The 14156-nt window shown below is 40.9% G+C and carries 13 protein-coding genes; 3 read left to right on the top strand and 10 right to left on the bottom strand.

Annotation, left to right across the window (positions count from 1 at the left end):
- Positions 1-16: 16 nt before the first annotated feature.
- A complete protein-coding gene (locus SporoP33_RS04265) occupies positions 17-988 on the top strand; it encodes a metal ABC transporter solute-binding protein, Zn/Mn family (RefSeq protein WP_081242586.1) in 972 nt (323 codons plus the stop codon).
- 231 nt (positions 989-1219) lie between these two features.
- Positions 1220-1609, top strand: coding sequence for a cupredoxin domain-containing protein (locus SporoP33_RS04270; protein ID WP_196796850.1), 390 nt, complete (start codon positions 1220-1222; stop codon positions 1607-1609).
- 139 nt (positions 1610-1748) lie between these two features.
- Here the strand turns inward: SporoP33_RS04270 and SporoP33_RS04275 are convergent, their stop codons facing one another.
- The 5 genes from SporoP33_RS04275 to SporoP33_RS04295 form a co-directional block, all read right to left on the bottom strand.
- Complete coding sequence (locus tag SporoP33_RS04275; protein ID WP_155961305.1) at positions 1749-3290, bottom strand: multicopper oxidase family protein; 1542 nt, start codon at positions 3288-3290, stop codon at positions 1749-1751.
- 233 nt (positions 3291-3523) lie between these two features.
- Complete coding sequence (locus tag SporoP33_RS04280; RefSeq protein WP_081242588.1) at positions 3524-5941, bottom strand: heavy metal translocating P-type ATPase; 2418 nt, start codon at positions 5939-5941, stop codon at positions 3524-3526.
- 152 nt (positions 5942-6093) lie between these two features.
- On the bottom strand, positions 6094-6297 hold the full coding sequence (copZ, locus tag SporoP33_RS04285; RefSeq protein ID WP_081242589.1) for a copper chaperone CopZ: 204 nt from the start codon (positions 6295-6297) through the stop codon (positions 6094-6096).
- A 91-nt stretch (positions 6298-6388) separates the two neighbouring features.
- Positions 6389-6676 (bottom strand): metal-sensitive transcriptional regulator, encoded by a 288-nt coding sequence (locus SporoP33_RS04290; protein ID WP_081242590.1) that lies wholly within the window; start codon positions 6674-6676, stop codon positions 6389-6391.
- Positions 6677-6695: 19 nt separating this feature from the next.
- Positions 6696-7112 carry a rhodanese-like domain-containing protein gene (locus SporoP33_RS04295; protein ID WP_231293301.1) on the bottom strand — a complete coding sequence of 139 codons (417 nt, stop codon included), beginning with the start codon at positions 7110-7112 and terminating at the stop codon, positions 6696-6698.
- A 303-nt stretch (positions 7113-7415) separates the two neighbouring features.
- On the opposite strand from SporoP33_RS04295, the gene SporoP33_RS16290 reads away from it, so the two are divergent.
- Positions 7416-7742, top strand: a complete 327-nt coding sequence (locus tag SporoP33_RS16290; RefSeq protein ID WP_231293302.1) for a hypothetical protein — start codon at positions 7416-7418, stop codon at positions 7740-7742.
- A 627-nt stretch (positions 7743-8369) separates the two neighbouring features.
- Here the strand turns inward: SporoP33_RS16290 and SporoP33_RS04305 are convergent.
- The 5 genes from SporoP33_RS04305 to SporoP33_RS04330 form a co-directional block, all read right to left on the bottom strand.
- A complete protein-coding gene (locus tag SporoP33_RS04305; RefSeq protein WP_081242591.1) occupies positions 8370-9416 on the bottom strand; it encodes a C40 family peptidase in 1047 nt (348 codons plus the stop codon).
- A gap of 315 nt (positions 9417-9731) precedes the next feature.
- Complete coding sequence (locus SporoP33_RS04310) at positions 9732-11090, bottom strand: IS1182 family transposase (RefSeq protein WP_081242592.1); 1359 nt, start codon at positions 11088-11090, stop codon at positions 9732-9734.
- Between the two features lie 624 nt (positions 11091-11714).
- A complete protein-coding gene (locus SporoP33_RS04320; RefSeq protein WP_369821957.1) occupies positions 11715-11864 on the bottom strand; it encodes a cation transporter in 150 nt (49 codons plus the stop codon).
- Positions 11865-12080: 216 nt separating this feature from the next.
- Positions 12081-12356, bottom strand: coding sequence for a glutaredoxin family protein (locus SporoP33_RS04325; protein ID WP_081242593.1), 276 nt, complete (start codon positions 12354-12356; stop codon positions 12081-12083).
- 390 nt (positions 12357-12746) lie between these two features.
- The gene (locus tag SporoP33_RS04330) at positions 12747-14024 is read right to left on the bottom strand and encodes an IS110 family RNA-guided transposase (protein WP_081242563.1); all 1278 of its coding nucleotides are present in this window, start codon (positions 14022-14024) and stop codon (positions 12747-12749) included.
- Positions 14025-14156: the final 132 nt, after the last annotated feature.

Consider the following 14156-nt stretch of genomic DNA (forward strand, 5'->3'; position numbering starts at 1 on the left):
ACTAGCTCCATTATCGATGCTAATAGTTATACTACTAACTGCTTGTGGCAATACAGATACTAATACATCTGCCCCCAAAGTGGATGATGAAGAAAAACTGTTATCAGTCTTCACAACAGTCTATCCCCTTCAATATTTCACAGAACGAATTGGTGGCAGCTATGTGGATGTCAAATCAATCTATCCAGCTGGAACCGACGAGCATACATTTGACCCGACGCAGAAGGATATGATAGCACTTGCTGATTCTGACCTATTCTTTTATATCGGGCTTGGACTAGAAGGTTTTGTGGAAAATGCGAAAAAATCGATGCAAGGCGAACATGTAAAAATGATTGCGACTGCAGAATCAATTCCTGAAGAAATGCTTCTTGAAGACGATGAAGAGGATTCAGACAATGATGAAGATAGTAGCGACGAACACGATGCTGAGTTTGATGAACACGAGGACCACGGAGCTTATGATCCTCACGTATGGATTTCTCCGGTACTAAGTGTCGAACTAGCTTCGTCGATAAAAAATTCTCTTATTGAAGCAGCACCCAATAAGAAAGCCGATTTTGAAAAAAACTTTGAATCATTACGTACTGACTTAATGGCACTTGATAATAAATTTAAAGAGATGGCATTAAATAGCACAACAAAGACGTTTTTCGTTTCACATGCTGCTTTCGGCTATATCGCAAAAACGTATGGACTTGAGCAAGTAGCAATTGCAGGTTTGAACTCACAAAGTGAGCCCTCACAAAAACAATTAGCATCTATAGTGAAATCTGCGAAGGAACAGGAAGTGAAATACGTATTTTTCGAACAAAACGTATCATCAAAACTTACCGATATTGTCAGGAAGGAAGTCGGTGCGGAATCGCTTACGCTCCACAACCTTGGAGTACTAACTGCCGAAGACATCAAAAACAAAGAAGACTATTTCTCCTTAATGGAGCGTAACATTAATACACTAAAAAAAGCATTAGATGGAAAAAAATAAAAGAATCTAAAAAGGGAATGTTCTTTCAAAGTTTGTTGCTTATGAAATGCAATCGTAAACAACTTAAACGTTGATTTTGACTCTCTGCTATTTGTCCAGTTAATATACTTACCAATAATCGCCACAACTTTGTCTTATTTTCTCCATAGATAATGGATTTTTAATGTATATCATTATATATAAGAGGGATACAAGGGAATACATCCCCGAAAATTAATGGAGGTGAATGTTTTGAAAAGATCGTTATTAGGAGCAGTTTTATTAAGCGTTTTGTTTGTTCTTGCTGCTTGTGGTGGAAAAGACGCAAGTGATGAAACGGGTCAGGTAGATACTACCGGCACTACTGGCGGATCAACCGTTAGTAATGAAATAAATATTACGGCAATAAACTTTGAATTTAATCAGGAAGAGTATACTGTTAAGGCTGGAGAAGAGGTTAAAGTAATATTTACAAACGAAGAAGGCATGCACGGGATTACTATCGCTGGACTTGACGTTGACATTAAAGGCGATGGCGAGGCAACTTTCACACCTACTGAACCAGGTGAATACACCATTTATTGTAATCTTCCCTGTGGTACTGGACATGCAGATATGAAGTCAACACTTGTTGTTACATGATTATTATTCACATTTCACAAGCTACATTAATATCATTATTTGAAAATACCCTAAAAATAGCCAGTGCATACTCATTGCACTGGCTATTTCTATATTCTTTTTTCTGTGTTGGTTTTTATCGGGTTCCGGGCTTATAGGTTTACTCCACCTTTATCTGAGCCATCATCCCATTGTCTTCGTGTTCAAGTATATGGCAGTGGATCATATACACGCCCTTATCCTTAAACTTTATAGCAATTTTCACTCTCTCTTCCGGTTTTACGGAGATACTGTCCTTCCAGCCCTGTTCATTTTCCGGTGGCGCTTCCCCATTTCTTGAGATTATTTTAAATTGGGTTCCATGGATATGGACTGGATGAATCATTCCTCCCATAGCGTCCGGTTTATTGTAAATTTCCCACACTTCGGTAACCCCTTGCTTTTGTGTGAAATCAATTCTTTCTGCATTAAATTTCTTTCCGTTAATCGTTACTTTGTCCATCATTCCAAAAAACTCCACCTTCTTTGTAACCGGTAAGTTCATCTCTTCTTCTGTTATTGAGAAATTATTCATCTCCCCCGGAAGGCTGCTGTCCTCTCCACTTTGATCAGAAACCTCAAATGGCAAAAGGATTGATTCATCTTCATTTATTAACGCTAAGCCTTTTTCAGTATTAAGCTTTGAAAAATCAACAATTATTTCTGCCCGTTCGGATGGTGTCAATGAAAGTTCTTTCAGTGTCACCGGTTCATTCAGGAAACCTCCATCCGTTGCAACTTGCACAAAGGTATCCCCTGTATTCAATTTAAATGTATAATTCCTTGCATTGGATCCATTTAATAGACGAAGACGAACCTTTTCTTTCTTTACAGTCAATTTCGGATTCAACGTCCCATTGATCAATAACGTATCGCCGATTGTTCCGTCTTCATTCATTGCCGCACTATAAGTCAATTGCTTTTTATCATCAAATGTTTTATCTTGGAAAATCAAGGGAAAGTCATTCTCCCCATACTCATTTGGTAATCCAAGACTCTTTGAATTGTCATCTTCGATATAAATCAATCCTGCAAGTCCATTGTATACCTGTTCAGCAGTGTTTCCTTTAGGATGGGGATGAAACCATAATGTCGATGCCTCTTGTGTTACTTTGAATTCGATCGGCTGTTCTTCTTCCGGCTTTATAACCGTATGTGGTCCGCCATCTACCTTCCCCGGTACCTCCAGCCCATGCCAATGAAAAGTTGTCACCTCATCCAGCTCATTCATCAATCTAATTTTCACCGTATCACCTTTGCTAAGACGAAGCACCGGACCTAAAAACGTTCCGTTGTATCCATACGTTTTCGTTTTAATACCATCGAATATTTCAGTCTCCCCTTTTTGAGCTCGAACAGTGTATACAACTTCATTTTCATTATCGCTTTCAAGCACAGGAGGCAATTTTAATTCATTCTTCCCTGTTGAATCGTTTAAACTCACCACCTTGTCGTGGCTCATATGCCCCTCCATCGTTTCCATATCCATCTTGGAATGATCCATTCCTTCCATTGAATTAGATCCCCCATTATTCATATCCATATTTTCATTTTCTTCATTGGTGTTATTATTGGGGGCTTTATTATTTTCCATATTTCCAGCGCAAGCCGATACAAGTAGAGCCATCATTAACACTCCAAATAGTGGTACTCGGTTTTTCATTGCTTCCCTCCTGTGTTGTCATGCATATACGTTAATGTCTCCGTTTTATAAAAGACGATTCGTTCCAATTTCAGGGACTATTAATCAATGCATTATCGTGTAATTACCAAAAAAACTTCAACATTAAAATGGCTATTCCTCCGCTCGAACGAAGAAATAGCCATAGTTTATTATTTCGGTTGTATTACAAATCACTCTAACTCATGAAGGTGTTGGAATGGTTCATTTTGTTGTTAATTTTTGATATTCACTTTCTGAAGACGCAATGCATTTAACACCACGGACACAGAGCTGAAGGCCATCGCTGCACCAGCTACCCATGGCGCTAACAAGCCAATTGCCGCAATCGGTATCCCGATCGTATTGTAAATAAATGCGAAGAATAAATTTTCTTTGATATTCCGCATTGTTTTTCGGCTCATGATAATCGCATCCGCAACACTATTTAAATCTCCCCGCATCAACGTGATATCAGCTGCTTCTATAGCGATGTCCGTTCCGGTTCCGACTGCCATTCCAACGTTTGCCATTGCAAGTGCTGGCGCGTCATTGATACCGTCCCCGACCATCGCTATCTTCTTGCCTTGTTCCTGAAGCTTTTTAACCTCTTCACTTTTCTGTTCTGGCAACACTTCCGCAATGACGTGGGACAGACCTACTTGACGGGCAATAGCCTCTGCGGTACGTTGGTTGTCACCCGTAAGCATGATGACTTCTAGACCTAGCTCCTGCATTCGGGCAATCGCTTCTTTTGATGTCTCTTTCACTGTATCCGCGACAGCAACAACACCCGCAAGTTCGTGATCCACTGCAATGAGCATCGCTGTTTTCCCTTCGCTTTCCAGTTGTTCCATTGATGCTTCCGAATCCAAGATTACGATGTTATGCTCATGCATCAATTTTCTCGTTCCAACTAACACTTCTCTGCCACTTACTACAGCCCGAATTCCATAGCCCGGTAAAGCTTCAAAATCAGTTGCTTCAAGAAGTTCAATATTTTTTTCTTTCACACCACTTACAATTGCCTGTGCCAATGGATGCTCCGATTGATTTTCAGCTGTTGCAATCAGTTGAAGGACTTCCTCTTCGTTAAAGCCGTCAGCCACCGAAATATCTGTCAAAGCAGGTTCACCTTTTGTGACGGTTCCCGTTTTATCCAAGACTACTGTATCGATGGATTGAGTGTTTTCCAAGTGTTCGCCACCTTTAAAGAGCAGCCCCATTTCAGCAGCCCTACCTGAACCTGCCATAATCGACGTCGGTGTTGCTAAACCAAGTGCACAAGGGCAAGCGATGACCAAAATCGAGATAGTCGGAATCAAAGCCGAACGGAAATCACCCGGTGTTACTGCAAAATACCAAATAAAGAACGTGGCAATCGCAATAACGACAACTATCGGTACAAACACACCGGAAATCTTATCCGCTAAACGTTGGATTTCCGCCTTGGATCCTTGTGCTTCCTCAACCACTTTTACGATCTGTGCTAAAGCTGTATCTTTCCCTACTTTTGTTGCTTTTATTTGCAACGAACCATTCTTATTAATCGTTGCACCAATTACAACATCGCCCGTAACTTTATCAATCGGTATACTTTCGCCCGTTATCATCGATTCATCAATCGCAGATCGGCCTTCAATGATTTCCCCATCCACCGGAATCTTTTCACCCGGTTTGACTAGGATAATATCTCCTGCCACTACATCTTCAATCGGGATTTCTTGTTCGGTGTTATTTCTCAAGACTCGGGCTGTTTTAGCTTGCAAGCCAAGTAGCTTTTGAATAGCCTGACTCGTTTTTCCTTTTGCACGAACCTCAAATAACTTACCAAGTACAATTAATGTGATAATGACAGCAGATGCTTCAAAATAGAGCTCTGGCATTCCAGTGCTGCCTGCCGCCATCCATTCTAACGTAAGATAGAGGCTGTAAAAGTATGCCGCGCTCGTACCAAGTGCAACCAATACGTCCATGTTGGCACTTTTATTCCGTAAAGCATTGAAAGCACCTTTATAAAATTGGGCACCTACAATAAATTGAACCGGCGTAGCAAGCGCAAGCTGCATCCATGGATTCATTAGAACATTGGGCAAATAAATAAATGAAAGAAATTCAAAATGAGCTACCATTGTCCATAATAAAGGAGCCGTCAGAATCAGCGAAATAATAAACTTCCTCTGCTGCTTCTTGATTTCTTGCTCTTTATGATCCATCTTATTTTGCCCATCTTGCTTCGGAATCAATTCATAGCCCAATTTTTTAACAGCAGTAATCATGTCAGAAGTTTGAACCTGTTTACTGTCATATTCAACTGCAATTGTTTCTAGCGCGAAGTTGACGTTGGCATTAGCTACCCCATCCATCTTACTGATTCTTTTTTCAATCTTTGTCGCACAAGCTGCGCAAGTCATCCCCGAAATATCAAAAGAGACTTTTTCTTGAACGACACTATAGCCGAGCTTTTCAACCCTTTCCTTAAACTCATTGACATTCGTTTTGTCTGGGTCATAGACGATTGTCGAACGTTCCAATGCAAAGTTCACATTTGCTCGTTCAACGCCCTCTATTTTGGAAAGCCCTTTTTCAATCCGGTTGGCGCATGCTGCACAGGTCATTCCATTAATTTGTAACGTTTTCTCTTGAGTTGCCATCCAGCATCCCTCCTATACGTAGTGGGGGTATATTTATTTTAAAAAGAAAGATCATACCTGAAGGTACGATCTTATCCGCCGCCTTCTATCTTCATGCGATATGAGCGGAAGATTATTTGTTGACTAAACCCTCTATCTCATAATATCCGAAATCAGACGATGTCATACCCTTGTTCTTCAATCGTTTCTTTTATCTGATCCAATGTTGTTTTCTGGCTATCAAACTCTACGGAAACCTCATTACTGCCAAGATCCACCTTTACGGAGGATACACCTGTAAGATTACCTACGCTTGTTTCGATTGAATTAACGCAATGATTACATGACATTCCTTGTACTTTCAATGTGTCTCTCATTTTGACGACCTCCTAGTCAGTTATTGCTTTAAATTTACTATACCCCGAATGGTATGTCAAGCGGTAAGTAAAAAGTTTTTTCTACAGCCCTTTATTTCGTCATCGTTTTCATGACGTCCATCAGTTCCTTAATGGCATTTTCACCATTTTGCCCTTTAATCGCGTTTGCTACACAATGGTGCGTATGATCTTCTAACAAGGCCAAAGATACCTTATTCATCGCTGATTGGATGGCGCTGATTTGATGTAAAATGTCCACACAATAGCGGTCATTATCGACCATCTGATGAATCCCTCTCACTTGCCCTTCAATTCGTTTTAACCTGTTAAGGAGCTGCTGTTTATTGGGTTGGACCGTTTTTCTTATTGATTCCTGCAAGTCTACTCCCCCCTTGTAATTAAATTTCCAACTCTCCTGTCCATTGAGCAATACCACCCTCGAGATTATAAACTTGCTTGAAGCCGTTCTCTAACAAGAGATTCCCGCTTTCCATTCCCATACGTCCTGTATGACAAACAAAGATAATTTTCTTATCATTAGGCAGTTCAGTATATCTCGACGGAATCTCCTCAAATGGGATATTTATTGAGCTGGGTACTCTACTTTGCGAAAATAATTCCGGTTCCCTTAAATCGACAATAACCATATCTTCTTTACTGTTGATCATTTCCATAAGTGTCTCCGTATCAACTATATCTGGATAAGTAATATTTTCTGGAACTCCTTTTGATATTCCATTTAAGGAGGCCACTACCGCAATAACAATAGCTACAATCAAACCAGATAATAACAAAAGCCTGTTTTTTATATTCATTATTCAACGCTCCTCATAGAATACCCCATACCCCTATAATATCATTATAAAGTTATATGTTCAAGTAAAATTAATGATCCTGGTCATTCATGACTTTAAAATACCATTGGGTTCCCATGTCTAGTTCGATAAGATGGTAGTGATCGAAAGCAAAAAAGATTAGAACAGAAAATTATTTAATTTTACTGCGGGTCATCGATTTAAAAATGAAACGAACTGCATATAGGATTAATGGACCTTTCCATCACATATTCTCTTGAAGGTTCATAACCTAATAAATATGATAATAAGGAGAGAGATATGATGACTTTGCCAGCAGTTGACCTTGGAATTATGGCTGAACATCTGAGCACTCATGAGGGTGTAATTAACAAACTGAAAATGTATGATACCTCGGCTGACAATGCCATTTTAAAGGATTTGATCAGATTGCATATGAATATCCTGAGAAACCATGTAACTGCCATGCTAGGTCTTATAAACCCAGACCAAGACGAAGAAATTCATTTGCCCGAAATGGAAAAATTCCATTTTGATATGGGAACGGTGATCCTTTCCGATTTTGAAAAGGATATAACCCTGGAATGCAAAGCAACGGCCAAATTGATGGGTAGCGATAACTTTAACTAGGCATTAATGATGAAAGATGCAAATGTCAAAAATGTTCATTTGCAAATGGCATACCAAGATATTACTATGCAAATGTTGTATGACCATTTACTACAAACAATGAATTTAGAATTTATCCCGAGAGTAAGCAAGGAAGTTCAGCGCCTAACCTTTCGAGAATATTACCATGTTTCAAATGAGTGAGGATTAAGACGGAGAGGGAACGTTGAAAATAGAAGAGAATTCATACCATTTTTATCATTACTTTCATATAACAAAATCTGATACTACTGGAGGGGGTCAAGTAGAGGCTTCCAGTTTTATTGATTTATGCTTAAGTTCCAGACAAGAAAAGGTAATTGCAGATAATACCAATTGACACGGAGTTCCACAACCAAGGGCAGTATACTTCCGTATGTGCATTTGGCGAAAAATATTAGAACCAAAAATTAAAACGAAAGCGATTGGGAAAGGTTATCCAATCACTTTCGTTGTTTTATGGGCATCTTTTCCCCTGCTTTAATGTAGAATGACTTATATTCCGCGCCAATAATTTTCCCGATTAAGATCGATTCAGAAATTGAATAATTTAAATGGCATATTCCCTATTTTGCTTATATGGACGGCCATTATAATGAAGTAAGAAATTTAACTTCCAGAAATTGCACTATAGACAGCAGCAGAAAATTCTGCGCGTGTCGCTTCTTTCCCTATATTAAAGTTTTTTGTTTGAAACACCGTTGTCTGATCCAATGTCTTCAGAGCATGAATTGCCTCGCTAGCCCAGTGACTTGTTGGTACATCATTATAATTTGGCGCGCTTGGAACTGTCCCATCCACTTGTTTTTGAAGGTCAAATGCACGGTCTACTATGGCTGCAAGATGTGCACGTGTAAGTTTGTCTTTTATACCAAACTCACCTGTTGAATAACCTTGAAGGATTCCCGCTTCATTCAAAGCCGCGATATCGGCTGCATATTGGTGATCAGGCGCGACGTCCGTAAATGTCACTTCGGTGGATGCCTTTAATTTGAGCTCACGATTTATCATTGCTGCCGCTTGACCTCGTGTAATTGTCTTTTCGGGTTTAAATGTGGAATCTTCATACCCCTTTATGACGCCAATTTCGTTTAATGCAATGATTGCCCCGAGAGCAGGATGTTCTACAGGTAAATCTTTAAAAACTTCGCTCATCTGTTCATCTGATTGTGACTGTAATGAGTCAAAAGCTACTTTAGAAATACTTGCTACACGTTTGGCACCAGCGTACTTTGGAGCCCAATAAGGATCTGTTTTCAAATTCGCTTTAAGTACTCCACGGCTCTTTGCTGAGATAAATTCGTTATTTCCTAAATAGATTCCCGTGTGTGAAATGCCTTTTTTGTACGTATTTGCAAAAAACACAAGATCTCCAGGCATCAGATCTTCTTTGCTTACGGAAGTACCGACCTTAAATTGATCTTCCGAAGTTCGTGGTAGACTGATGTTTAACTTGTTGAAAACGTATCGTATATAACCCGAACAATCAAACCCTGATGGAGTTGTGCCTCCGAACTGATAAGGTGTACCATAAAACTTTACGGCGTAGGATGCAATCTCATTTGAACTTGCAGCGCTGACCTTATTGAAAGTCGTAATTTGAATCGTACTAATAAGAAACACAGCCATTACTAATTGATATACACGTATTTTCATTTTCCACCCCAACTGTTATATTTTCTCTATTTACTCTGTACTGTTCAATTTCTAGGTTAACTTTAGCACAATGATTATGAATTTCGCTTTACAATAACATGACATTCATATTACTAATTTTAGGATTTATAATGCAGAAGTACGAAGCTTGATGAACTGAAGTTTCAAAACATAATAAAATGCCCAGTAAATTTTACTGGGCATTTCAGACTGTAGACAAAAGGGTTGGAAATCGTCACGATTTCCAACCCTTTTTCCATTTTGGCACTAAAATCAGAGAAATAATCCCGACTTGGGCTCGGATACTCCTCTGGTTTACGCCGTGATTGGCGTATTCCATGTCCAATTGGCCAACTTCTTCAAATTCATGGCAGCAAAAGTTAGCATCGCCTGCATGGACAATTTTTTCAACCCTCGTTGGGTAGTCCATCGCATGCCATGCTTTTCTTTGGCATCCGCAAATACACGCTCGATCGTTTCTTTACGCTTGCCGTAGATTTCTTTGATTTCATGATGATGCCTTAAATCTTCCGCTATATCCAAGTGGTCTTGCCAGATGTGTCGCTGGATCATCTTCTGACGATTCTGACTGTGCGTACACTGGTCGATGACCGGGCAGGCTGCACAGATGGCAGGTTCAGAGGCATACTGTCGATACCCTTCTTTCGTGGTGGTGCGGTAGTTCAAGATCTGCCCTTCCGGACAGAGATAGCAATCATGGTATTCATCATAGACGTACTCACTTTTCTTGAAGAACTCTTTCTTCGTCATTGGCCGCTTATACGGAAGAACGGGAAGCATCTGATTTTCCAACAGGTAATTCGCGATAGCTGGTGTCTTGTAGGCAGCGTCGGCAGCAACGGCAACCGGTCTTCCGACTTGATCAATAATTTTTTCTACCAATGGCTCAAGCAGCTGACTATCGTGGATATTACCTGGCGTCACGATGTTTGCCAGCACGAATCCTTTCTCGTCTGTAGCTGCATGGAAGGAATAAGCGAATTGCTTGGTCCGTTCATCTTTTACATAGTAGCCGCTTTCCGGGTCCGTCGTGGATTCCTTGATCTCCTTGTACTCTTCCTTCTCAAACTTCTCCGGCGGAAATGGCTTCTTCCCATTTTCCACGCGGTCGATATTCAATTCTTCCTGCAGTTTCTTTTCATACGCTTTGGTCTCTTTCCGAACGACTTTCTTTTGGAACTTCCGCTTATTTGCGCTTGCCTTTACGTGAGTAGAATCGATGAAGACGTGGTCGGGGCTCAATAACCCTCTATCAGCTACTACTTTCAAGACCCGGTAGAAAATCTGTTCAAACAAATCCGTCTCTGCGAATCGGCGAATATATTTTTTTCCGAACGTGGAGAAATGGGGAACTTCGGTATGAAAACCGAAGCCAAGGAACCAGCGGTATGCCACGTTCGTTTCGATTTCTTTAATGGTCTGCCGCATGGAGCGGATGCCGAAGGTATATTGGATGAATGTCATCTTGATTAAGACCACAGGATCGATACTGGGACGACCGATGGGTGAATACAAATCCTCGACGAGTGGATAGATAAACGAAAAGTCGATTGTCGCGTCCAGTTTCCGCACTAAATGATCTTGCGGCACCAACTGCTCAATCGTGAGCATCTCCAACTGTTCGCGTTCATTAATCTGGTTCTTCGTCATCATGTCCATCACCTCAAATAAATGTTCAACAGGTATCCAGTTGATTGGAGCGGAGGAGGCGACTCCTGCGGGAACAGCACGAGCCGAAGACCCTGGACTGAGCGTAGCGAGGGAAGCGGCTGAGGCCGTGCCCGCGGAAAGCGTCCATCCGCAGCGGAAATCAACTTTTCCTGGCGTTTACTCTATTGTAAAAGAAAAAAGACTGTAGGCAAACCCCAAATTTCCGGAGTTTGTCTACAGTCTGAAATGCCCAGTAAATTTTACTGGGCATTTTATTATCTTCGAAGAAAAAAAGTACTATATTCCAAAAGAATTAACGACGATTGAAAAAATAAATCCAGCAAACGCTATTAAAACACGCGAATTTATTTTCCAAGGCATGTGGCCAGGAGTAAACATTAATGGAAGGCAAATGAATATTTATCGAATTGATGAAGAGGTAAATCTTCATGACACAGAAATATGGGGAATTTCCAATGATAGCGGCATGGGAATGATGGGTGGAACAGTTCATCCCTTTCATGCTCAAATTTAATGAAATGACTTCCAATACTACAACCAAAACATTCGAATTCAACTTTATCTTGAATGACGCCATATCCTAGCTTTTCGATACGTGCCGTAAAATCACATTTGTTTTTCTGGGTCATATACGATTGCCGAACTTTCCAAAGCAAAGTTGACATTTGCTTTTTCAACACCTTCAATTTTAGATAAACCCTTTTCCATACGGTTTGCACACGCAGCACATGTATTCCGTTGATCTGCAGTTGCCATTTATATCCCTCCAATACTATCTCGGGGTATGAAGATTTGAAAAAAGAAGAAGATGTAACACCTTCTAGTTAAGCCTGTTGCTTATTCGGTTGGCCGGTTTTCTTTGTCGATTCTGACATATGATCACACCCCCCAATTTCTTTTATACCCCGTATCCCTAAATTAGAACTTACTTCTTGGGAGTGCAATGATCTTGTATCGACAGTGACCACCACACTACATAGTCAACAACTTTTTTATTTCTTCTTCATTTCTTTCGAATCCAATCAATACTTTCGGCTTGGTTCTCAATCCTAGAAATGATTTTTCTTTGAATACGAATGCTGGGACAACCCGCGAGCCACTTACTTTAATGAGCTCTTTCTCTTTCTCCGGTTCAACCGATAAGTCGTAGCCAATATAGGGAATATTATGTTCTGCCAAAAATGTTTTTGCCTCTTGGCAATCTGAACATGTCGGTCTTGTATAAAGTTCAAACTGAGCATTCTTCATATATTCTTCCTCCCTCTATAAATGTTGATGTATCAACGGTTCAACCCGTTGTAAGGGTGTCAAAAAATATTTTTTTCAACACACTGTGTAACTTTCTAGTTTGATCTTTGAATATTCAATCCACCTTGGGTACGCTACGCGGTTACCGCTGGATAATATTGGTTGCGGTAATAATTCCATATACGATGCACTATGGATCTCCGCATTGCTTATGATGACGTACCCTCCCATGTCTCTTGGCGTCTTAAGCACCTACATTCCTTCGTTCGGTCTAGTCATAAGGCGGAGGCTGGCGAAGCTCCTATAGGGACTCACTGGTCTGATGGAAAAATATAATGCCGGCTTCTCCGTGTCATCCAATTTTCTAGTCATTCACTCAAAATATAATGCTTAGGCAGCTCTTTCGAGCTTGGGAATGTCCCTCATCATTTGCTTGGCATCAAATGCCATATGCTTCGTACAGATTGCGTGCAGTACTTTCAGTAGTTTTCCACAGAGAACTACAATGGACTGTTTTTTCCGTAATGGGTTCACTTGCCTTGTTGTGTAATACTCGTGCAGTTGTCTAAATGCCTTGTTATGCCGGATCATCGGCATCATGACTCGGAAGAGCAGCGCACGTAGCTGGCTTCTTCCTCTTTTTGATATGCGTTTCTGTCCTTTGTGTTGTCCTGAAGAATTCTCCCTGAGTGTCAATCCCGCGAGTTTGAGTAGTTGGCGTGGATGGTCATAATGGGCGAAACTGCCGACTTCGGATAGTAGATCGATAATGGTTACGTCCCCAAGACCGGGAACTGTTTGGAGATACTCATACTCAACCGTCATCTGAATGAGTTCAGTCAGTCTTTCTTGAAGGGACTTTAGCTCTTTTTCAAGTTGGCGATAACGTTGGACAAGTGTGGTGATCTCAATACGGGCCATCGTATGTCCTTCTGTTACGCCAATGGAAATAAGCGCTGAATCAATGAGTTTCCTAGCTTTCGGTATCTGAGGGGACTTCAGTCCCTCGACCTGCCGATAGATCTCAACCAGTTCAATTGGCTCTTTACCCGCTACGTCGACTGGGAATGGTGTACATTCCAGTACGGCGAGTGCCATTTTACCGAAGTTAGGAAACACTTGTTGAAACTCTGGAAAATAGCGATCCGTCCAGCGAATTATCTTGTTTTTCACAGTGTTCATTTCTTCGGTGAGATTACCTCTAAGTGTCGCACCGACACGCAGCTCAGCCTCCGTCTCTTTCAAGATACGCGGATAACTGTATCGACCGTCTTTCACTAATCGGGCGATGACGAGGGCATCTTTAGCGTCGTTCTTCGTCTGGAGGTTGTCGTCAAGCTCCTTGGATTTCTTTACATGCATTGGATTACACACGACGAGGGGGATGCCCCGATCGTCGAGAAAGTAAGCTAGGTTGAGCCAGTAGTGGCCGGTCGGCTCGATGCCGATAATGACATCGGTTTTGCCAAATTGTCTCTTGGCGTCGAGAATGCATTCATAGAAGTATTCGAATCCTTGTCTCGATTGGTAGACAGGAAACGATTTCTTAAGGAGCAGGCCACGTTCATCGACCATGCACGCATAATGTGTGCGTTTGGCGATATCCATCCCAATGACTAGCGTTTTATCGGTGACTTGATTAATTTTAGCGTTTTGCGTAAAATTCATGATGAGTCCTCCTTGGTATTAAATTAGGGGTCAATTCGTGCAGATTTGACACCCCGCATCATACCAAGAGGGCTTTTTGTGTTCAAGTCCCCGAAAAAACTTCTAACAGGAATGCTCCTATTTATTTTAGGA

It is taken from the genome of Sporosarcina sp. P33, from assembly GCF_002077155.1.
GTDB lineage: Bacteria > Bacillota > Bacilli > Bacillales_A > Planococcaceae > Sporosarcina.

What these genes read in the sequence shown, in the direction of transcription:
- SporoP33_RS04265 (WP_081242586.1), top strand. Translation starts at nt 17, where the DNA reads ATGCTAATAGTTATACTACTAACTGCTTGTGGCAATACAGATACTAAT.
- SporoP33_RS04275 (WP_155961305.1), bottom strand. Translation starts at nt 3,290, where the DNA reads ATGAAAAACCGAGTACCACTATTTGGAGTGTTAATGATGGCTCTACTT.
- SporoP33_RS04280 (WP_081242588.1), bottom strand. Translation starts at nt 5,941, where the DNA reads ATGGCAACTCAAGAGAAAACGTTACAAATTAATGGAATGACCTGTGCA.
- copZ (WP_081242589.1), bottom strand. Translation starts at nt 6,297, where the DNA reads ATGAGAGACACATTGAAAGTACAAGGAATGTCATGTAATCATTGCGTT.
- SporoP33_RS04295 (WP_231293301.1), bottom strand. Translation starts at nt 7,112, where the DNA reads ATGAATATAAAAAACAGGCTTTTGTTATTATCTGGTTTGATTGTAGCT.
- SporoP33_RS16290 (WP_231293302.1), top strand. Translation starts at nt 7,416, where the DNA reads ATGACTTTGCCAGCAGTTGACCTTGGAATTATGGCTGAACATCTGAGC.
- SporoP33_RS04305 (WP_081242591.1), bottom strand. Translation starts at nt 9,416, where the DNA reads ATGAAAATACGTGTATATCAATTAGTAATGGCTGTGTTTCTTATTAGT.
- SporoP33_RS04310 (WP_081242592.1), bottom strand. Translation starts at nt 11,090, where the DNA reads ATGATGACGAAGAACCAGATTAATGAACGCGAACAGTTGGAGATGCTC.
- SporoP33_RS04320 (WP_369821957.1), bottom strand. Translation starts at nt 11,864, where the DNA reads ATGGCAACTGCAGATCAACGGAATACATGTGCTGCGTGTGCAAACCGT.
- SporoP33_RS04325 (WP_081242593.1), bottom strand. Translation starts at nt 12,356, where the DNA reads ATGAAGAATGCTCAGTTTGAACTTTATACAAGACCGACATGTTCAGAT.
- SporoP33_RS04330 (WP_081242563.1), bottom strand. Translation starts at nt 14,024, where the DNA reads ATGAATTTTACGCAAAACGCTAAAATTAATCAAGTCACCGATAAAACG.